Annotated in this window: 15 protein-coding genes; 9 read left to right on the forward strand and 6 right to left on the reverse strand. The window is 73.6% G+C overall.

Annotated features, from left to right (window positions below; all coding sequences use genetic code 11):
- Window positions 1–44: 44 nt before the first annotated feature.
- The 3 genes from FB563_RS44645 to FB563_RS37960 form a co-directional block, all read right to left on the reverse strand.
- A complete protein-coding gene (locus FB563_RS44645) occupies window positions 45–2,504 on the reverse strand; it encodes a phospholipid carrier-dependent glycosyltransferase (RefSeq protein ID WP_234357542.1) in 2,460 nt (819 codons plus the stop codon).
- A 92-nt stretch (window positions 2,505–2,596) separates the two neighbouring features.
- Complete coding sequence (locus FB563_RS37955; RefSeq protein WP_055703407.1) at window positions 2,597–4,504, reverse strand: phosphatase PAP2 family protein; 1,908 nt, start codon at window positions 4,502–4,504, stop codon at window positions 2,597–2,599.
- A gap of 221 nt (window positions 4,505–4,725) precedes the next feature.
- Window positions 4,726–5,649: an N-acetylglucosamine kinase gene (locus tag FB563_RS37960; protein WP_055703408.1), complete on the reverse strand. Its 924-nt coding sequence runs from the start codon at window positions 5,647–5,649 to the stop codon at window positions 4,726–4,728.
- A 285-nt stretch (window positions 5,650–5,934) separates the two neighbouring features.
- Here FB563_RS37960 and FB563_RS37965 point away from each other — a divergent pair, with 285 nt between their 5' ends.
- The 5 genes from FB563_RS37965 (at window position 5,935) to FB563_RS37985 (ending at window position 12,493) form a co-directional block, all read left to right on the forward strand.
- A complete protein-coding gene (locus tag FB563_RS37965; RefSeq protein WP_055703409.1) occupies window positions 5,935–7,080 on the forward strand; it encodes an ROK family transcriptional regulator in 1,146 nt (381 codons plus the stop codon).
- A gap of 316 nt (window positions 7,081–7,396) precedes the next feature.
- Entirely contained in the window at window positions 7,397–8,728 is a 1,332-nt protein-coding gene (locus FB563_RS37970) for an ABC transporter substrate-binding protein (protein ID WP_055703410.1), read from the forward strand.
- A 44-nt stretch (window positions 8,729–8,772) separates the two neighbouring features.
- Entirely contained in the window at window positions 8,773–9,750 is a 978-nt protein-coding gene (locus FB563_RS37975) for a carbohydrate ABC transporter permease (RefSeq protein WP_055703411.1), read from the forward strand.
- A 20-nt stretch (window positions 9,751–9,770) separates the two neighbouring features.
- Window positions 9,771–10,658, forward strand: coding sequence for a carbohydrate ABC transporter permease (locus tag FB563_RS37980; protein WP_055703412.1), 888 nt, complete (start codon window positions 9,771–9,773; stop codon window positions 10,656–10,658).
- 5 nt (window positions 10,659–10,663) lie between these two features.
- Entirely contained in the window at window positions 10,664–12,493 is a 1,830-nt protein-coding gene (locus FB563_RS37985) for a hypothetical protein (RefSeq protein WP_142219211.1), read from the forward strand.
- Between the two features lie 6 nt (window positions 12,494–12,499).
- Here FB563_RS37985 and FB563_RS37990 read toward each other — a convergent pair whose 3' ends face one another.
- A complete protein-coding gene (locus FB563_RS37990; RefSeq protein WP_055710388.1) occupies window positions 12,500–13,162 on the reverse strand; it encodes a nucleoside/nucleotide kinase family protein in 663 nt (220 codons plus the stop codon).
- Window positions 13,163–13,247: 85 nt separating this feature from the next.
- Between FB563_RS37990 and FB563_RS37995 the strand changes: the two genes are divergently transcribed.
- Both FB563_RS37995 and FB563_RS38000 read left to right on the forward strand, forming a co-directional pair.
- Window positions 13,248–13,988, forward strand: a complete 741-nt coding sequence (locus FB563_RS37995) for an HAD family hydrolase (RefSeq protein ID WP_055710387.1) — start codon at window positions 13,248–13,250, stop codon at window positions 13,986–13,988.
- Window positions 13,985–16,366, forward strand: a complete 2,382-nt coding sequence (locus FB563_RS38000; RefSeq protein WP_055710386.1) for a glycoside hydrolase family 65 protein — start codon at window positions 13,985–13,987, stop codon at window positions 16,364–16,366. The genes FB563_RS37995 and FB563_RS38000 overlap by 4 nt, the downstream gene beginning before the upstream one ends.
- A gap of 12 nt (window positions 16,367–16,378) precedes the next feature.
- Here FB563_RS38000 and FB563_RS38005 read toward each other — a convergent pair whose 3' ends face one another.
- Window positions 16,379–17,272: a M48 family metalloprotease gene (locus FB563_RS38005; protein WP_055710385.1), complete on the reverse strand. Its 894-nt coding sequence runs from the start codon at window positions 17,270–17,272 to the stop codon at window positions 16,379–16,381.
- The gene (locus FB563_RS38010; RefSeq protein WP_063797171.1) at window positions 17,269–17,652 is read right to left on the reverse strand and encodes a BlaI/MecI/CopY family transcriptional regulator; all 384 of its coding nucleotides are present in this window, start codon (window positions 17,650–17,652) and stop codon (window positions 17,269–17,271) included. Before FB563_RS38010 ends, FB563_RS38005 begins: the two co-directional genes overlap by 4 nt.
- A gap of 167 nt (window positions 17,653–17,819) precedes the next feature.
- On the opposite strand from FB563_RS38010, the gene FB563_RS38015 reads away from it, so the two are divergent.
- Together FB563_RS38015 and FB563_RS38020 are read left to right on the forward strand one after the other, a co-directional pair.
- Entirely contained in the window at window positions 17,820–19,307 is a 1,488-nt protein-coding gene (locus FB563_RS38015) for a hypothetical protein (protein ID WP_055710389.1), read from the forward strand.
- A complete protein-coding gene (locus tag FB563_RS38020) occupies window positions 19,304–20,284 on the forward strand; it encodes a lysylphosphatidylglycerol synthase domain-containing protein (protein ID WP_142219212.1) in 981 nt (326 codons plus the stop codon). Before FB563_RS38015 ends, FB563_RS38020 begins: the two co-directional genes overlap by 4 nt.
- Window positions 20,285–20,296 lie beyond the last annotated feature (12 nt).

Genomic DNA, 20,296 nt, shown 5'->3' on the forward strand with positions numbered 1-20,296 from the left:
ACATAGCCCACCCACCGTCAGGAACAGCGGGTTGAGCAGCAGGTTCAGCGCCGGAAGAGGCTGATCGAATGGCCCACGTCACCGGCCGGCCGGCTGCTGCCGACCAGCTCGGCGAGGCGTCCGCGCGCCTTGGCGAGCGCGGAGTCCGACACCACCAGCAGTCCGTGCACCCGGTCCGGGGGCACCGTGCGCGGATCGGCGGCACGGATGCCGTAGTACGACGGCACACCGCTGCCCTTGTACACCAGCCACACCCGCTCGCCCGGATACCGCTGCCGGAGCCGGTCCGCGAGCCGGCCCAGGTCCTGTCCCCAGTCCACGTTGGAGTCGTGCAGCAGCCGGTGGGTGTGGGCGGGGCCGCCGAAGGCCTCGTTGGAGTACGGCAGGTAGTACGGGAACGTCCGCAGCGAGCTCACGGCCGTGCACAGCACCAGCGCGGCCGCCGCCCCGGCCGTCCACCGCCGGCCGGGCCGTGGCACACAGGCCGCCGCCACCGCGAGGAACATCGGCACGAACAGCGCGTACCGCGTCCCGAAGTCCCGCGACCCCGTCATGGCCGCCGCGAGCAGCACCCCGGGCGGCAGCAGCACATACGGCACCGCGGGCCGCAGCCGCCGTACGGCCACGACCGCCACCGCACCGGCTCCGCCCAGCGCCAGCAGCCCGAGCGGCGTCTTCACCAGCAGGGCGGCCGGCAGGTAGTACCAGAGCGAGCCGGTGTACACGTGCCCGAACAGATAGCCCTGCCACGGGTAGTCCTCCAGCCCGAACTGCACCCGCATCCCCGCCCGGTAGGCCTCCGGCACCGGCAGCAGGCCCACCAGCCGGCCGCGCAGCCCGTGCGCGGCCGGCACCGGCTCGGCGGGCGAGAACCGCAGCCCGGGATCGACGGCGAGATACACGGCCCAGACGACGGCGACCGCCACCACCCCCACCACGACCGCACCGGCGGCCGCCGGCAGCACGTTGCGCCACCGGTCACCGGGGGCGCCCGCGAGGGGGAAGTGGGCCTCGTACCGGCGAGGGCCGGCCGTGCCGGCACACGGGGAGAGGGGGCCCGGCTGCCGGCGAGCGCCTTCCGGACCCGCGAGCGTGGGGCGGGCCTTGCGCCGGCGAGGTTCGAGCGGTGCCGTGAGCGCACACACCAAGCCCCGGACCCGGCCCGTGCGCGCAGGCGCCCCGTAGGTCGGGGGGATCTCCCGTTCCCGGTCGTCGTCGGTGTCCGGCGCGTCGGTTTGCGGTGTCTTGGGGTGTCGGCCGTCGTTCGTATGTCGTTCTTCGGTCTGCGGGGTCTGGCGTTCTCGGCGCGTGCGCGCAGGCGTCCGGTCGGTCGGTGGGGTCTCGCGTTTCCGGTCGTCGTCGGTGTCCGGCGCGTCGGTTTGCGGTGTCTTGGGGTGTCGGCCGTCGTTCGTATGTCGTTCTTCGGTCTGCGGGGTCTGGCGTTCTCGGCGCGTGCGCGCAGGCGCCCCGCCGGTCGGTGGGGTCTCCCGTTCCCCGCCGTCGCGTGTGTCCGGTCCGTCTGTCTGCGGTACTTGACGTGTTTGGCCGTCTCCTGTGTCCGGTCCTCCGGTTCGGTGGGTGTCCTGTTCCAGGCCGTCGCCGGTGTCCGGCCCGCCGATCCGCGGCACCTTCCGTTTCCGGCCGGTGTTCGTGTCCGGGCGCGTGTCGGTCGGACCGGTGTCGTGCGGTCCGGCCGTTGGGGGTGTGCCCGGTGCGCCGTCCGTGTGCGAGGCCGGCCGGCGGCCCGGTCCCCGGTGTGCCGTCAGGGCGGACAGCGCGGCCAGGGCCATCAGGAGGGGAACCGCGGGCAGGGCGCTCATCTTGGTGGCCACGGCCGCCCCGAGAGCCGCTCCAGCGAGCGGCAGGTACAGCCTGGGCCGGCGCCGGGCCCGCCACGCCAGCCAGGCCGACGTCAGGACGAACCCGGCCATCGGCACGTCGAGGGTGGCCAGCGAACCGTGGGCGATCAGGTCGGGCGAGAAGGCGTACAGCGTGAGGGCCACCAGGCCGCCCGCCGTGCCCGTCAGGTCGCGGGCGAACGCGAAGGCGACCAGCCCGAACAGCAGGGTCAGCACGATCACCGGCAGGCGGGCCCAGAGCATGACACGCCAGGGGTCGTTGCCCGACTCGTAGAGCAGATGCCGGCCCACATCGCCCTGGGTGCCGCGGTACGACGGGTCGTAGTGCGGGTCGGCCACCGCCACGCCGGCCGCGATCAGCAGCTTGCCGAGCGGCGGATGCTCGGGGTTGTAGCGGATCCGGTGCTCGTGCAGATAGTCGGTGGCGGTCGCGACGTACACCGGCTCGTCGATGGTCGGGGTCTGCTGGACGGCCGTCGTGACCATCGCCGCGGCCATCTGGGCGAGCAGCACCGCGGCCAGCAGGGGCACCAGCCACCGCCGGTGCCGGTGCAGCCGGGCCCGGAGGCGGGCGGGGGCCGGCCGTCGCGGGGCCTCGGGGGCAGCCGCACGGGTGAGGACCAGGTGCTGTTCGCGCGCCATCATCCGCCCCGCGGTGGCACCGGCCGCACGGCGGCGGCAGCGGTTGTGGGCCGGATCATGGCCCTACTGTCGCACCGCTCCCGCCGCCGGAGGTGTCACCGCTTCACGAGTCGTACCGACAGACCTTCTGCCGTGTACAGGGGTACGGCCCGCAGCCGGCCGGAGTTCACCTCGATCCCGGTGAACCGGCCGCGCAGCCGGGGCGCGTCGACGACCGGCAGGATGCTGCCCTCGGCCGGCGGCCGCTCGGTGTCCAGCCGCAGCGACAGCACCGTGGAGTCGCCCAGCACGGCGAGGTGCTTCACCGCCAGGGGCGCCCGGTGACCGGCGCGCAGGGCGACCTCCAGCGTGCCCGCGTCCTGGGTGTACGCGCCGCGCACCCGCAGCCGCCCGGCCACCCGCAGGGTGCCGCCCGCGACCCGGACGTCCCCGTGTCCGAGTGCGTCCTCGCAGCCGGCGACCAGTGTGCCCCCGGCCAGCACCGTCCCGCCCGTGTAGCGGTTGCGGCCGCTCAGCGTCAGCGAGCCGGAGCCGTGCTTGGTCAGTCCGCCGCGCCCGCCGATGTCGTTGCGCCAGGCGTCGGCCGCCGAGAAGCCGCCCGCCGCCGCGTCCAGTGTGGCCGAGACGTCGGCGTCGAAGGCGCCGTAACCGTCGGCCGCGGCGAACAGGTTCAGCCGCCCCCACTGCTCGAAGCCGTCGAGGAGGACGTACCCCGAGGGCAGGCTGGTGGTGCGCAGCACCTCGCGGCGCTGATCCGCCGTCAGATACGGCAGCCGGGTCTCCAGCAGCACCTCCGCGCCCTTCGGCACGGTCAGCGGCACATCGCGGCCCTGCCGGGTGAGGACGTACGTCAGCCGGGGCCGGACCGCGCCGGCGTTCGCGGCCCGGTCGGCGTACGGGTCGGTGCCGGTGTGGGCGTAGGCGTACAGCGTGTCGGCGGTGGTGCCGGTCCGCGCGGTGAAGTAGGCGAGGGCCTGGGAGCGGGCGGCGGCCTTCAGCTGCGCGTTGGCGGGGTCGGCGAGGGTGGCCGCGGCGAGCGCGGTGGCCATGATCCGGCCGCCGATGACGTCGACGGGGTGGTGCATGCCCGCCACGATCCGGGTGTGGCTCAGCTCGAACGCGCGGGTCACCAGCTCCTGGAAGCGCTCGGGTACGGCGTAGGCGTAGGCCAGCGCGGCCAGGTGGAAGGCGTTGGTGTGGCCGCTCGGGAAGCCGCCGTCGTCGGCCGGTGACGTGCCGCGCTGGCGCAGCAGCTGCGGGGCCACGACCACCGGCGAGTCGTACACCGGGAAGCCGAACGCGTCCGTCTCCCCGGTGTCGACGACCTCGCTGTCCTCGGTCAGGCGCCAGGGACGCGGGTACTGGTAGGCGTACTTGGAGGGGTTGGCGGAGGCGTAGGGGCCGCGCACGGTGTCGACCAGCTCGGCGACCTTGCCGAGGGCCGAGTCGTGGGAGCCGGCGCCGAGGGCCGAGCCGGCCGGGGCGTCCGCGGGCACGGCGTCGCTGATCGTGGTCGCGGGTGTGCCGTCGGGCGCGCTCGTGATCGACGTGACGGCCTTCGCGCCCGCCTTGTAGAGGTCGGCGAGCGGGCCGAGGCCGGCGATCAGCGCGTAGCTCTGGTGCTGCCGGTCGTAGACGAACGCCTCCTTCGCAGCCGCGTCGGTGCGCGTCCGCGTGACGCGGGCGCAGTAGTCGATGTCGGCGCGCAGCACCTCGGGGCGCAGAGGGGTGCCGGTGCTCCAGGCGTAGCCCGTCTTCCACACCTGGGCGAAGCCGCCGAGGATCCGGACCACCGCGTTGGTCTCGGGCGTGAGGTTGGCGATGACGTTGGTCTGGTAGTCGTCCACGAACGCGGCCGGGGCGGTGGCGGCCTTCGCGTCGGCCGCCGGCAGCCAGGCGGCGACGGCCGGGGCGGCGAGCACGCCGGCCGACGCGGCCAGCGAGGTCTTGAGGAACCCGCGCCGGTTCAGTGCGGAGGAGGAGTGCCCGGCAGGTGACGGCATGCCTGTGCCTCTCAGGGGTCGTCCACGGTGCCCGGCGGGGTGTGCCGAGTTGTGCGATCCCGTGGAGAAGGAGGGGGGAAGAAGTTGAACGGGGGAATATCTAGGGCCGTGGTGTGGCCCGCCGGGGTGGCCCCGGTGATCTCCACATGGTCGGCGGGTGAACGCGGGGCGTGCCGCGCGCGGGAACGCCCGCCGCCGCACAGGAGCGAACGCCCGCACCATCACCGGAGAGAAGGTGCTGCGGTCCCCAGCAGGGAACGAGCCAGCGCCACCGCGCCGTCGACCGGCGGCACCCGCAGGGACTGCGGCCGGGCCGACGGCAGGGCCTCGGCGAGGGCGGCGGTGAACGCGTCGTGGAGCAGCGGCTGGGCGAGGATCGTGCCGCCCGCCACCACCACGTCGTCCGCCGCCACGCCGCGCCGGGCCAGCAGTGCCACGAGGGAGGCCAGCGAGCGGCCCCCGGCGGAGATCACGGAGTGGGCGAGCGCCGAGCCGGCCTCCGCGGCGGCGAAGACAGCGGGTGAGTGCCGCCCCCACGCGGCGGAGGGATCGGTGGCGCATTCCAACGCCGCGCCCAGTGCGGGCACTTCGGGCACCCCGAACGCCTCGAGGAGTGCCGCCGCCAGTGCGTCGGGCGGCTCGCCGCGGTCGTGCGCGGCCCAGCAGGCGCGTGCCGCCTCTCGGACCAGCCCGGCCGCGCCGCCCTCGTCGCCGAGGGCCGCACCCCAGCCGCCGACCTGCACGGGAGTGCCGTCGGCGCACCGGCCCACCGCCACCGATCCGGTGCCGGCGACCAGCCCGACGCCCTGGTCCAACCCGGCGGCGGGCACGAGGAGTTCGGCGTCCCCCACGACCAGGGCGGGCACATCGAAGTGGAGCTGCAGGGCGAGGCGGATCTGCTCGCACTGGCGCGGGGTCTCACAGGCGTGACCGCCCACGGCCAGCGCCGACGGGCGGACACCGGACGGCAGCCCGCCGGCGACCAGCCCGGCCAGCCAGGACGCGGCGGCCACGGGGTCGTGCGGCCGCCAGCCGCTGCTCGCGCGGACGTGGTCGGCGACCCGGGTGTCCTCGGCCACGGCGCGCAGGTGCGTCTTGGTGCCGCCCACGTCGATGCCGACCAGGACGGGCATGAAGTCCTGCACGGAACCTCTTTCGTCGGTGCTCCGGCTGACGACGGTGGGCGAACCGTGCCGTGCTGAGGGGGTGTCGGGGAGGTCGGGAAGCCCCGGGACGGGCCTCGGGCGGAGTACGGCAGGCGAGTACCGTGAAGTTCGTTAGGAAGTTAACTAACGAAGTACAGTGCGTCAAGAGGCGTCGCGCCCCGGCCCCTTGGAACGACCGGGCCGCACCGCGTGACGCCAGGAGTCCCATCGCCGTATCCCGGCGCGTACCCCTGCCGAGAGCGGTCCTTGACCTGTGGGAGAACCGTGGAACACGACGTGGTGACGGCGCCGCGGCTGTCCGAGAGCGCGAGCGCGGTCTTCGCCGTGCTCGCCCGGGCGGGCAGCGCGACCCGGCCGCAACTGGCAAGCCTCGCCGGCCTGTCCAAGCCGACGGTGTCCTCCGCCGTCGCCGAGCTGCAGGGTGCCCGGCTCGCCGCCCTCTCCGGCACCGCCTCCAGCGGCACCGGCCGCACCGCCGCCGTCTACCGGCTCGGACCGGACGCCGGCGCCGTACTCGCCGTGGACCTGGGTCCCGACCTCACCCGGGTGCGGGGCTGCGCCCTGGACGGGACCCTGCTGGCCGAGGCCACCGGCTCCCGGGCCGACGCCGCCGACGCCGTGCGCCGGGCCCTCGGGGCGCTGCCCGCCGGTACCCCGCTGCGCTCCGTCGTGGTCGCCGTCGGCGATGTCACCGAGCGGGCGGCGGAGGGCGGCGCGATGCGTCCGGCGACCGAGAAGGCGGGGCCGGTCTTCGACGCCATGGCCGTCGCACTCCCGCCGGGAGTCCCCGTCCACCTCGAGAACAACGTCAACTGCGCCGCCCTCGCCGAACTTCACGAGGGCGCAGCCCGGGGCCGCGGCACCTTCGGCTACCTCCGCGTCGGCGTGGGCGTCGGCCTCGGCATCGTCGTCGACGGCCGGGTGCTGCGCGGGGCGAACGGCGCCGCCGGTGAACTGGCCCGGCTGCCCTACCCCTGGGACGACGGCCGCGAGCCGCGCCTGGAGGCGCTGGAGGAGTACATCGGCGCCGAGTCCCTGCTGCGGCGCGCCGCCGAGGCCTGGCGGGACACCGACGGGCCGTGCCCGGTCGGCACCGAGCGGCTGTTCGCCCTCGCCGGGCAGGGCTGCGCCCCGGCCCGTGCCGTCGTCGCCCGGCACGCCGCCGACGTGGGCCGGCTCGCCGCCGCCGTGGCCGCCGTGCTCGATCCGGGGCTGATCGTGCTGGGCGGCAGCACCGGCGTGGACCCGCAGCTCCTGCCCGGGGTGCGGGCCGAACTGGCGCGGCTGAGCTGGCCCACCGAGGTGGTCAGCAGCACGGTCGGTGACCTGGGCACGGTCGTGGGTGCGGCCCGGCTCGCGGTCGCCCGCGGTGTCCGAACCGTGACCGAGGCCGCGCGAAGGGAGGATTGACGGCCTCCGGCTCGTTCTGCCAATGTCCGGACAAGCGCTTTCTAAGCCGGTCGGGAACACCGGCTTGGGATGGCATCCGGGCCGTACACGACGTACGGCGCGGCGCACGAGGGCGTGCTCGTGCGGCACCGGTCGGCCCTCGGGCGGCCGGGATGTCCCACCCGTACACAGGCGGTGCGGCCGGGCGAGGCCGCCCCCGGGAGGCGCACGTTTCCGAGCAACGCATCCGTGCCGCAGCGACCGCGCACCCGCACCCCGCACCCGTGCCGCGGCGACAGGCCGGGCATTCCGTCACGCACCTTCAGGGAGGACCCCGGTGGGTCACCAGATCTCGCGCAGAACCCTCTTCCGCACCGCGAGCGGGCTCGCCGCCGCAGGCGCCCTCGGCCCGGCCCTCACCGCCTGCGCCGGCGGCACCGGAGCCGGCACCACCAGCGACAAGCTCATCATGACCTGGTGGGGCAGCGACGAGCGGCACGCGGCCTACAAGAAGGCCCTCGCGACCTTCCAGAAGAACAACCCCAAGATCAAGATAGAGGCCCGGTACTCGGGCTACGACGGCTACTTCGACAAGTTCAACACCCAGGTCGCCGGCGGCAGCGCCCCCGACCTGCTCCAGATGGACACCGCGCTGGTCGCCCAGTACGCCCGCAAGGGCATCCTCGCCCCGCTCGACTCCTACGTCGGCAAGTCCCTGGACCTGACGGGCTTCTCGAAGACGCTGCTGGCCGCCGGCACGGTCGACGGCAAGCTGTACGGCGTCCCCTCCGGCATCGGTGTCAACCAGCTCACCGTCAACCGCAGCGGCCTGGAGAAGCTCGGGCTGAAGTTCCCGGACCCGGAGTGGACCTGGGCCGACCTGAAGAACATCTCGGTCGACGTGTACAAGAAGAGCGGCGGCAAGATCTACGGCACCGACGACGTGGGCGGCGGCACCCTTCAGGCCTTCGAGATCTTCGCCCGGGAGAAGGGCCAGCAGCTGTTCGCCGCGGGCGGCAGGAAGCTCGGCTTCACCTCGGACACCCTCCAGGAGTGGTGGGAGTACTGGGCCGAGATGCGCAAGGTCAACGCCTGCCCCCCGCCGGCCATCACCTCCGCCGCGCACAACGACCTCACCAAGAACGCCGTCGTGATCGGCAAGGCGCTGTTCACCTTCGACACCGGTGTATACGGCGCGGGCGGCTCGATCACCAGCGCCACACTGGACTTCCTGCCCACCCCGCAGGGCGACTTCTCCGGCGCCCGCGAGGGCAACTTCGTCAACGGCGGTGTCCTGCTGAGCGCCACGAAGGCCGGCAAGAGGTTCGCCGACTCCGTGAAGATCATGTCGTTCTTCGCGCAGGACCCGACGGCGATCAAGGACATGCAGCTGCAGCGGGGCATCCCGCCGACGGAGAAGGCCCGGAACCTGATCAAGGCGGGCCTGGACGACACGGACAAGCGCAACATGGCGATGGCCGACTACATCTCCAAGCGTGTCGCCAAGGCCACGGACGCGCTGCCGGCCCCGCAGCCGCCGCCGCAGGGCGCCGACCAGGTCTGGGACCTGCTGTTCCAGTCCAATCTGGCGATCGCCTTCGGCAAGGCGACGATCAAGTCGCAGCTCGGCAAGTTCTTCGATCAGGCGGCGGGAATCCTGTCCAACTAGGCCGGGGCAGGGACGAACACCGGGAGAGGGCCAGGGAGATGAGTATGACCACCGCGAAGACCGACGAGGTCGTGAGGGAGCCGCATGCTCCGGCGACCCCGTCCGACCGGCGGGAACGCGACCGCCTGCGGCGCCGCCTGGCCAGACGGCGCGGCGGAGGGTGGTGGCCGTACGTCTTCCTGGCCCCCTGGTTCGTCGGTCTGTTCGGCCTGACGATCTACCCGATGCTGGACTCGCTGTACCTGTCCTTCACCGACTTCGACCTGCTCACGCCCGCCCGGTGGATCGGCGCGCAGAACTACACGCACATGTTCTCCGACGACCCGGTCTTCTGGGACTCGGTGCGCGCCACCCTGCTGTACGTCGCGATCTCCGTCCCGCTGAAGCTGGCGCTCGCGCTCGGCGTGGCCGTCCTGCTCAACCGGCCGCTCAAGGGCATCGGCGTCTACCGGGCCGCCTTCTATCTGCCCTCGCTGCTCGGCGGCGCGGTCGCCGTCGCGATCGTCTGGCGCCAGGTCTTCGGCGGCGACGGGCTGTTCAACGACTTCCTCGGCTGGTTCGGGATCAAGGGCCAGGACTGGATCTCCAGCCCGGACACCTCGATCTACACGCTCATCCTGCTCGCCGTCTGGCAGTTCGGCACCCCGATGGTCATCTTCCTCGCCGGCCTGAAGCAGCTGCCCAAGGACGTGTACGAGGCCGCCGCGATCGACGGCGCCGGAACGCTCACCCGGTTCTTCCGGATCACCCTCCCGCTGCTCACCCCGATCGTCTTCTTCAACCTGGTCCTGCAGATCATCGACGCGTTCAAGACGTTCACGCCCGCCTTCGTCATCAGCAACGGCACCGGCGGACCGCTCAACTCGACCATGCTGTACTCCCTCTACCTGTACAAGAAGGGCTTCGCAGACCTGCAGATGGGATACGCGTCGGCGCTCGCCTGGGTGCTGTTCCTGGTCATCGCGGGCTTCACGGCGGTCAACTTCATCGCCGGCCGCTACTGGGTCCACTACGACGACTGAGCGAGGAGTCCGTTCCGATCATGTCCGCCATCACGCCGAGCGTTTCGCCGGTCCAGAAGCTCCAGCAGCTCCGCTCGCTCACCGGCCCCCGCCGCATCCTCCTGCACACCCTGCTCATCGGTGTCGCGATCGTCATGCTCTACCCACTGCTGTGGATGCTCAGCAGCTCCCTGAAGCCCGACACCCAGATCTTCACCCACCCCGGACTGATCCCGGGCACGCTGCATCCGCAGAACTACTCCGAGGGCTGGAGCGGCTCCGGAAACTCCTTCTCGCTGTACATCACCAACTCGCTGATCGTCACGATCGGCGCGGTGACCGGAAACGTCATCTCGTGCTCGCTGGCCGCCTACGCCTTCGCACGCTTCGAGTTCCGGGGAAAGAAGATCTGGTTCGGCCTGATGCTCGGCACGCTCATGCTGCCCATGCAGGCCACGCTCATCCCGCAGTACACGATCTTCTACAACCTGACCTGGATCAACACCTTCCTGCCGCTGATCGTCCCGAAGTTCCTCGCCACCGACGCCTTCTTCGTCTTCCTGATGGTGCAGTTCATCCGCTCCATCCCGCGCGAGCTGGACCAGGCCGCGATGATGGACGGCGCCAACCCGCTCCAGATCTACTGGAAGATCATCTTGCCGCTGATGCGGCCCGCCCTGGTCACCACCACGATCTTCACCTTCATCTGGACCTACGACGACTTCCTCAGCCAGCTCGTCTACCTCCAGCAGAACGCCCGCTTCACCGTGCCCCTCGGCCTCACCCTCTTCCTGGACAAGACCAGCGGCTCCTCCTACGGCGCGATGTTCGCCATGTCGACACTCGCCCTCGCCCCGACGCTCATCTGCTTCCTCGTCTTCCAGAAGAGACTGGTGGAAGGCCTGGCCACCACCGGAATGAAGGGCTGACCAGCGTGCATCTGCCCCACCAGCGCGGCCCGCTGCACGACCTGCCGGACACCCCCGACGCGTACGACGCCGTCCTCGCCGACGTCACCGAGCAGGCCCTCGCCCGCATCACCCCCGAGGGCAGCCTCGAACACTCCGACGCCCACGACGACGTCGGCGACACCTCCCTCGGCATCACCTCACTGCTCGCGCTCGCCTGGCAGCGCGGCACGGACCCCCGGCTGCCGGAGGCCGTCCGCCGCAGCCTCGCCTTCCACCTGCGCGAGCGCGTGTACACCGAGGACAACCCCGGCTACCCGAACCTCAGGGTCACCGACTCCCGTCTGCCCTACGCCCGTTACGTACTCGAAGCCGGAGCCCATCCCATCGGCGACTGGCCCAGTACGGTCTGGGCACTGCTCCAGGCGGTCAACCTCCTCGACGCGGCCGACGGCCTCCTCGACGAGGAACAGCACGCGGAACTGCGCGAGTTGGCGCACGGCTACTGGCGGTGGCTCACCGAGGCCACCTTCTTCAACCCGCAGGAGGCCGGGAACCAGGCGATCGGCTGCGTGGTGGGCGGCCTGATGCTCGCCCGTCATCTCCCCGACGAGCAGGGCGCGTTGGTCAGGGCCCGAGCGCTGAGCCTGTACGCCGACGAGATCCGCGCCCACCGGGTGTGCGACCGGGGCGCGCTCCTGCCTCCCGAGCACGGCGGCGCCTACGACAACAACTACGGCCCCATCTCCCTGTCCTTCCTGGCCCAGGCCCACCGGATCAGTGGCGAGGAGATGTTCGCCGAGGACGGCGACACCCTGGCCCGCTACCTCGACGCCCGGCTGACCTCGGGCGGCTACGACATCGGCGGCCCCCGCTACAGCGAACAGCACTCCGGCTTCGAATCCGTCCTGGGACTGCGGTACTTCGGTGCGCGCATCGGCGCCGACCTCGGCCGCTACCGGGGCGACACCCGCTGGGGCCGGCACGCGGTCAAGACCGACGGCGCGGTCGACGGGCACTTCGCCTTCATGCTGGTCTGGCAGATCCAGGACACCACTCGCTGGCACCGCAGGCCGTCGCAGACCCGGCACCGCCACCAACTGCGCTCCGGCACGGTGTCCGTGGCCTTCGACAGCCGGATGACCCCCTCGCTCGTCGAGGCGGGCGGCACCTACTACCTGCCGGCGGCCGTGCGCCGACAGCACGGGTTCGGGCCGGTCACGGACGGCTTCCTGCTGTGCCGTCCCATGGGGCGTATCCGGGTCGCGGACGTCCGCGCCGACGGGCTCACGGCGAAGCTGGTGACCAAACCGGTCGTCGGCCGTGACCACGTGCTGCGCCATGTGCGCTCGCTGTACGTCACCGACGGCACCAGCCTGTGGGTGGCGGTGGCCGTGGAGCGGCTCGACGGGGCGCCGTACCTGCTGTCCGGGCTGCCGTACGCCGCCGACGACGGCGACCGGGTGCGCCGTACCGCCGAGGGCGAGGTCGCCTCGGCGGGTGGCCTGCGCCTCACACACCCCACGGACTCCGGCCCCGACCACTTCGACGCACGCGCCGAACTCACGCAGGAGCAGGCGGCGTTCGCGCTCGCCGCCGACCCGCGCGGTTACGGCAACCCCGACGAGGGCTGGCGCCACCTGGTGTCCTCCAGCGCGCTGGAGGCCGGGCCGGTACCGGATGCGCCTCGGGGGCTGCACGTGTTCGCGGTGCGGTACGGGCGGGGAGGGGTCTTCGAGGCGCTGGTCGAGGAGGACGCGGACGGGCTCACCGTACGCACGGAGGCGTTCACGGCGGTCGTCGGCCCGCCGGCGGGCGACCGCCGGGGGGAGCCGTCCCTCACTCTCCGCCGCTGAGTGCCTTCAGCGCTCGGGGAGCACCGTTGCCGGGAGCACGCCCGCCGGCACCACCAGGTCCGCCCGCTCCCGCGTCGTCGCCACCAGGTCGGCGTTGCTCTGGTCCGTGCCGAGGACCCAGGCCGCGGCCGTCTCGTGGTCCTTGCCGAACTGCTCGTGCCGGGCGATGAGCCGGCGGATCCGTTCCTGCTCGTCCGTCTCGCAGAACCACACCTCGTCCAGGCACGGCCGCACCCGCGCCCACGAACCCTCCGTGAGCAGCAGGTAGTTGCCCTCGGTCACGACCAGCCGGGCGGCCGGCGGCACCGGGATCGCGCCTGCGACCGGCTGCTCCAGCACCCGTTCGAACCCGGGCGCGTACACCACGTCGTCGGTGTCCTCGTGCAGCCGTCGCAGCAGTGCCGCGTACCCGGCCGCGTCGAAGGTGTCCGGCGCGCCCTTGCGGTCCCGGCGGCCGAGCCGGTCCAGTTCGGCGTCGGCGAGGTGGAAGCCGTCCATGGGGACGTGCGCGGCCCAGGGTGGCCCGTCGGCGCTCAGGGCGCGCACCAGATGCTCGGCGAGCGTGGTCTTGCCCGCACCGGGGCTGCCCGCGATGCCCAGCACGGCACGCCGGCCGTCCCGGACGAGGCCACGGGCGCGGTCGAGGAGGTCGTCGAAGGTCAGCGGCACACAGCAGAGTGTGTCACCAGGAGTTCGTGTGATGTGTGGCGTGCGCCACTCACTGGACGGCGCCTCATGGGGAACAGTGCTGGGTATGACTCAGCTCGGTCTCCCCGACGGAATCCAGGCCTGTCTCTTCGACCTCGACGGGGTCGTCACCAAGACGGCCGTCGTGCACGCGGCGGCCTGGAAGGAGACGTTCGACGCGTTCCTGCGGGACTACGCGGGGGAGCAGGGCCGGCCGTTCGACGCGGTCGCCGACTACGACGAGTACGTGGACGGCCGTCCCCGCGCCGACGGCGTCCGCGCCTTCCTCGCCTCGCGCGGCATCCACCTGCCCGAGGGCACCCCGGAGGACCCGCCGGACGCCCGCACCGTGCACGGCCTCGGCAACCGCAAGAACGTCCTGCTGCTGGAGCGGATCCACACCGGCGGCGTCGAGGCCTACGAGGGCACCCTGCGCTATCTGGAGGCGGTACGCGCCGAGGGGCTGCGCACGGCGATCGTCTCCTCCAGCGCCAACTGCCGGGACGTGCTGCGCTCCGTCGGCGCCGAGCACTTCTTCGACGTGCGCATCGACGGTGTCGTGTCCGCCGAACGGCACCTGCCGGGCAAGCCGCACCCCGACACCTTCCTCGCCGCCGCCCACGACCTGGGCGTGGAGCCGTCCCGGGCCGCCGTCTTCGAGGACGCGCTGGCCGGCATGGACGCGGGCCGCGCGGGCGGCTTCGGATACGTCGTCGGCGTGGACCGCGTGGGCCAGGCCGACGCCCTGTACGCGCACGGCGCGACCGTCGTGGTGCAGGATCTCGCCGAACTGGGAGGCAAGCAGTGATCACCGACCGGTCGTACGGCGTGGAGCCGTGGGCTGTACGGGAGACCGCCCTCGATCTCGACGTCCTCGCCCAGAGCGAGTCGGTGTTCGCGCTGTCCAACGGGCATGTCGGCTGGCGCGGCAACCTCGACGAGGGCGAGCCGCACGGCCTGCCCGGCAGCTACCTCAACGGCGTCCACGAGGTGCACCCGCTGCCGTACGCGGAGGCCGGCTACGGCTACCCGGAGTCGGGCCAGACGGTCATCAACGTCACCAACGGCAAGATCCTCCGCCTGCTGGTGGACGACGAGCCGTTCGACCTGCGCTACGGCCGGCTCGTCACCCACGAGCGGGTCCTGGACCTGCGCCGTGGGGTGCTGGAGCGGACCTGCGAGTGGACCTCACCGGCGGGCTCCACGGTACGGGTGCGCTCGACCCGGCTGGTGTCGCTGACCCAGCGGGCGGTGGCCGCGATCGCCTACGAGGTCCAGGCCGTCGGCGGCCGCAGCCGGGTGGTGATCCAGTCCGAGCTGGTCGCCAACGAGACCCTGCCCGGGCCGAACGGCGACCCGCGCGCCGCCATGGCGCTGCAGTCGCCGCTGGAGCAGGAGGACCACTTCGCCTCCGGCGGCCGGCTGCGGCTGGTGCACCGCACCCGGCGCAGCGGCCTCAGGGTGGCCGTGGCCGCCGACCACGTCGTCAGCGGCCCCGAGCGCACCACCACCCGCAGCGAGAGCGGCACCGACATGGCCCGGCTGACGGTCACCTCCGTACTGGAGCCCGGGCAGAGCCTGCGGGTCGAGAAGCTGGTCGCCCACGGCTGGTCCGGCACCCGCTCGCTGCCCGCCATGGCCGACCAGGTCGACGCCGCGCTCGCCGCCGCCGCGCACGACGGCTGGCAGGGCCTGCTGGCGGACCAGCGGGCCTTCCTGGACGACTTCTGGGCCCGCGCCGACGTCGAGACGGAGGGCGACGAGCAGGTCCAACAGGCCGTCCGCTTCGCCCTGTTCCACGTCCTGCAGGCCGGGGCACGCGCCGAGCAGCGCGCCATCCCGGCGAAGGGCCTGACCGGCTCCGGCTACGACGGGCACGCCTTCTGGGACACCGAGATGTTCGTGCTGCCCGTGCTCACCCACACCGCCCCCACGGCGGTCGCCGAGGCGCTGCGCTGGCGGTACAACACCCTGGACGAGGCCCGCGAGCGAGCCGCCCAACTCGGGCTCGGCGGCGCCGCGTTCCCCTGGCGGACCATCGCGGGACCGGAGGGGTCGGCGTACTGGCCGGCCGGCACCGCCGCCTTCCATGTGAACGCCGGCATAGCCGACGCCGTGGTCCGGTACGTCGAGGCCACCGGCGACACCGTGTTCGAGCGCGAGGCCGGCGTGGAACTGCTCGTGGAGACGGCCCGGTTGTGGCGCTCGCTGGGCCACCACGACGCGCACGGCGTCTTCCACATCGACGGCGTCACCGGCCCCGACGAGTACAGCGCGGTCGCCGACGACAACACCTACACCAACCTCATGGCCCGGCAGAACCTGCTCGCCGCGGCCGACGCCGTCGAGCGCCACCCGCGCGAGGCGGCACGGCTCGGGGTGGACGAGGAGGAGAGCGCGGCCTGGCGGGACGCCGCCGAGGCCATGCACATCCCCTACAACGACGAACTCCGCGTCCACGAGCAGCACGCCGGGTTCACCCGCTACCAGCGGTGGGACTTCGCCGGCACCCGTCCCGACCAGTACCCGCTGCTGCTGCACTTCCCCTACTTCGACCTCTACCGCAAGCAGGTCGTCAAGCAGGCCGACCTGGTGCTGGCCATGTACACCTGCGGGGACTTCTTCGAGAAGGGACACGGCGAGGACGGCGCGCAGGCTGCGGAGGGCGCGGAGCAGATCGCCCGGAACTTCGCCTACTACGAGCCGCTGACCGTCCGGGACTCCTCCCTGTCGGCGTGCTGCCAGGCCGTCATCGCCGCCCAGGTGGGCCATCTCGACCTCGCCTGGGCCTACACCACCGAGGCGGCGCTGATGGATCTGCAGGACCTGGAGCACAACACCCGCGACGGGCTGCACATCGCCTCGCTGGCCGGTACCTGGATGGCGCTGGTGGCGGGCTTCGGCGGGATGCGCCGCGACGGCGAACGCCTTCGGTTCGCCCCCCGCCTGCCCGAGCGGCTGAGCCGGCTCGCCTTCAACGTGGAGTTCCGCGGCCGGCGGCTGCGGGTGGACATCGGCCCGGACAAGGCGACGTACGCGTTGCTGGAGGGGGCGCCGCTGACTCTGCGGCACCATGGGGAGCCGCTCACCGTGAGCACGGACGAGCCGGCGGTGCGGGCGGTGCCGCCGGTACTGCGCCGGCCGGCACCTGAGCAGCCGTTGCACCGGGCACCGAACGGCGGCTGAGGCGGGCGGCTTTCAGCTCAGGGCGCCCGACAGCTGCCGCAGCAGGTCGCCCGTCGCGTCCGCGGCCAGCAGCGCGGCGAGGGCGGCCAGGAGGAGGACGGCCGCCGCGGCCGGCCACAGGCGTGGGGGCGGGCTGGTCTGCAGGGCCGCGATGCGGCGGGTGACCGCGCGGTCGGTGAAGTGCAGGGCGCAGGCAGTGCGGGAGGGGCCGGCGGTGAGTGCGGCCCGGGCCAGCGCGCGGGCGGTGGTGCGCCGGTCGCCGACCGTCGTCGCCGCCTGCTCGTCGGCCCACCGCTCCACGAGGAAGCCGACGGCCTTGCGCACCGGGCCGAGCAGCGGGTCGGCCGCCGCCGCGAGCGTCGCCGCCGCGACCAGCGGCCCGTGCCGGTGGGCGAGATGGGCGCGCTCGTGGGCGAGGAGCACCCGGCGCTCGGCGGGCTCGAGGGCGCGCAGCAGCCCCGAGGTGACCAGGATCCGGCCCGGCCGGCCCGGGATCGCGAACGCCTGCGGCACCTCGGAGGCGGCGACGACCAGTTCGGTGTCCGCCGGGTGTCCCGCGCACAGCCGGTGCAGGGCCCGCCGGGTGCGGCGCTCGGCGCGTACGGCCCGGGTGATGCGTACGGCGATCGCCACCAGGGCCAGGCAGGCGGCGAGGCCGATCGCCCCGGGCACCGGATCCGTCACCGGATGTCCGTCCTCGCGGGCCTCGCGGATCACCGGCGGGGCGTCCCCGAGGAGCGCGGCGGCCAGCAGGAGCAGCGACCAGGTGGTGGCCGCGGCCGTCAGCACGGCCGCCGAGGTGAGCACGCGCGCGGCGAGCGCCGGGGCGACCCGGCGGGCGATCAGCGGGCCGGCCACCGACAGCAGCAGGGACAGCACCAGCGGGGTGTACACGTCGAACCTCATGCGCCGCCTCCGGCGAGCAGTTCGCGCAGCGCCCGCTCCTCCTCGGGGCTCAGCCCGGTCACGAACTGCTGGAGCGCGGCGATCGGATCAGGGCCCCGGTCCAGGGCCTCGTGCATCGCCTCGGCGGTCAGCTCGGCCGCGTTCTTGGCCGGCCGGTACGCGCCGCGCCGCCCGTCGGCGTCCCGCAGCACCAGTCCTTTGTCGTACAGGCGTTTGAGGATGGTGTGCACCGTGTTGTAGGCGAGCGCCCCGTCGATCTCGGCCTGTATCTCCGCCGGGGTCAGGGGCCGCTCGGTGGCCCAGAGCGCGGCCAGCACCTCACTCTCCAGCTCACCGGCGCTGCGCCGCTCCGCCCTGCCGCGGGACCCTGTGCCAGCCATGCCCCAACCTTACAGCGCGTAGTGCCGTCGGCCGGATGGCCCCATCCCCCCGGCAAAGGGCTGGGGTTCGGGGTAGTTTGGCGGTGTTTTCCCCGACTCCCGTCTCCAGCCCTACAGGCTGTAGGGTGGCAAGGGTCCCCGCACGCCGCGGGGGCAGAGGGGTGATGATGGCCGGCAGCGCGCACGCCACACTCGCCGGATTCCGGCGCTCACGCTCACCGCGCACGTCCCGCGGCACCCGGGCGGTCCGCTCCACCGCCCCGCTCGCGGCCGTGGCCGCCGCCTTCGCCCTGGCCCAACTCCTCCTGGTCCGGCCCGGCATGGGCCTCGGCTGGGACGAGACGGTGTACGTCAGCCAGGTCAGTCCCCAGGCCCCCGCCGCCTTCTTCAGCGCACCCCGGGCCCGGGGCGTCTCCCTGCTCGTCGCGCCCGTCGCCTCCTGGTCCACCTCCACGGCACTGCTGCGGATCTACCTCGCCGTCCTGTCCGGCCTCGCCCTGTACCTGGCCCTGCGTGCCTGGCGCGGCCTGTTCCCGGCGCGCGTCCTCGCCCTCGCCGGCGCCCTCTTCGCCTCCCTGTGGGTCACCCTGTTCTACGGCCCGCAGGCCATGCCCAACTACTGGGTCGCCGTCGGCGCCCTGGCCGCCGTCGCCTGCTTCCTGCGCGCCCGCGCCGCACGAGCCGGGCCCGGCGCCCTGTGGGGCCTGGCGGCGAGTGCCGCGCTCATGGCCCTGATGCGGCCCATGGACGCCGTATGGGCGGTGCTGCCGCTGCTCGCCCTCGGCCTCGCACGCCGCCACTGGCGGGCACTCGCGATCCTGCTCGCCGGGCTCGCGGGCGGCAGCGCCGAGTGGGTGATCGAGGCGTACGCCGACTACGGCGGCCTGCTGCGCCGGATGTCCGAGGGCTCGGAGATCCAGGGCGGCCTCGGCTGGCACCTCGCCGTCGTCGACCAGGTGCGCAGCCTCGGCGGCCGGGCGCTGTGCCGGCCGTGCACCGGCGCCCTGCCCAACCCGGTGGTCACCGTCTGGTGGTTCGTCCTGCCGCTGCTCGCCGTGCTCGGGCTCGTCGTCGCCGTCCGAGCCCGGCGGACGACGGCCACGCTGCTGCCGCTCGCCTGCGCGGCCACCGCCGCCTTCCCGTATCTGTTCATGATCGGCTACGCCGCACCGCGCTTCCTGCTGCCGGCCTACGCCCTGCTCGCGCTCCCGGTCGCCGGCGCGCTGGCGTACCTGGTCACGGCGCCGCGCGGGCCCTGGCGGCCGGTCGTCGCCACACTGCTGTGCCTCGGACTGGCCGGCCACCTCGCGGTGCAGCTGGCCGTCCTGGAGAACACGGTCGACGGCACCACCGAGGCCCACCGCGGCTGGTCCCGCACGGCCGACGCGCTGCACCGGCTGGGCGTCCGACCGCCCTGCCTGCTCACCGGGGACGGGGCCATCCCGGTCGCGTTCTACACCGGCTGCTCCTCGGCCGCGACGGCCGGGCACAACGCCAACAGCACGGAGGAGGCCATCCTCCGGACCGCCCGGCGGATCCCGGTCGCCGCGCTGGTGCCCGACGGAACCCGGCCGCCCGGATACGCCCGCGACTGGCCGTCCGAACCGCTGGGCGGACAGCGGCTGTACTACGCCGTACCCGGGGGCGGCCGATGACGTCCCCGCCGGGCACCAGGGGACGGCCGCCGGCGTCCCCGCCGGACCTCTTCACGTTCCCGGGCCGCCGGCACGCCCGTTGGCACGCCGGTGTCCTGCTCGCCGTCCTGCTCGGCGGGCTGTACCTGGCCCGCCGGCACTGGCCCGCGCTGGAGAGCGGGGCCGGGCGGCTGGCCGGCGCAGACCCGGGCTGGCTGCTGGTCGGCGCGACCGCGGCCCTCGGCACCTGGGCGGCCTCGGCGCTCGCCCAGCAAGGCGCGGTGCTGCGAAGGCTGCCCGGATCCCGGCTGGTCGCCGCCCAGTTCGCCGCCTCCGCCGCCAACCATCTGCTGCCCGCCGGGCTGGGCGCGGGCGCGGTGAACCTCAGGTTCCTGATGCGCTGCGGCCTGCCCGCGGGACGCTCGGCCGGCGCCCTCGCCGTCAAGGCCACCGCCGGCGCCATGGTCCGCCTGGCCCTGATCGCACTGCTCGCCCCCGCCTGCCCCGGACTGCTGCGCCCGCCGCACCCCACCCCGACGACCCTCGCCGTCGCCCTCGGCGCACTCGTGCTGCTCGCCGCCCTGCCGGCCACCCCCTGGTGGGCGCGCTGCCGCCGGGCCCTCACGGCCGTGCTCGCCGACATCCGCGCCCTGCACACCTGCCCCGCGCGAGCCGTGGCCCTGTGGGGCGGCTGCCTCGCCTTCGCCGCGCTGCACTCCCTCGTCGTCATCGCCGTCGCCCAGGCGGTCGAACTGCCCCTGCCCCCGCTCCAGGTGGCCCTGCTCTACCTCGCCGCCAGCAGCGCCGCCGCCCTGCTGCCCACCCCGGGCGGCCTCGGCTCCCTGGACGCGGCGCTCGCCCTCGCCCTCACCGTCTCCGGCGCGCCCGGCGCGGCCGCCGCCTCCACAGTGCTCGGGTACCGGCTGCTGACCGTGTGGCTGCCCCTGCTTCCGGGGCTGCTGGTCCTCGGGGTGCTGGTGCGGCGCAAAGCCCTGTGAGGGGCGGGGAGT

The sequence above is a fragment of the Streptomyces puniciscabiei genome, from assembly GCF_006715785.1.
GTDB lineage: Bacteria > Actinomycetota > Actinomycetes > Streptomycetales > Streptomycetaceae > Streptomyces > Streptomyces puniciscabiei.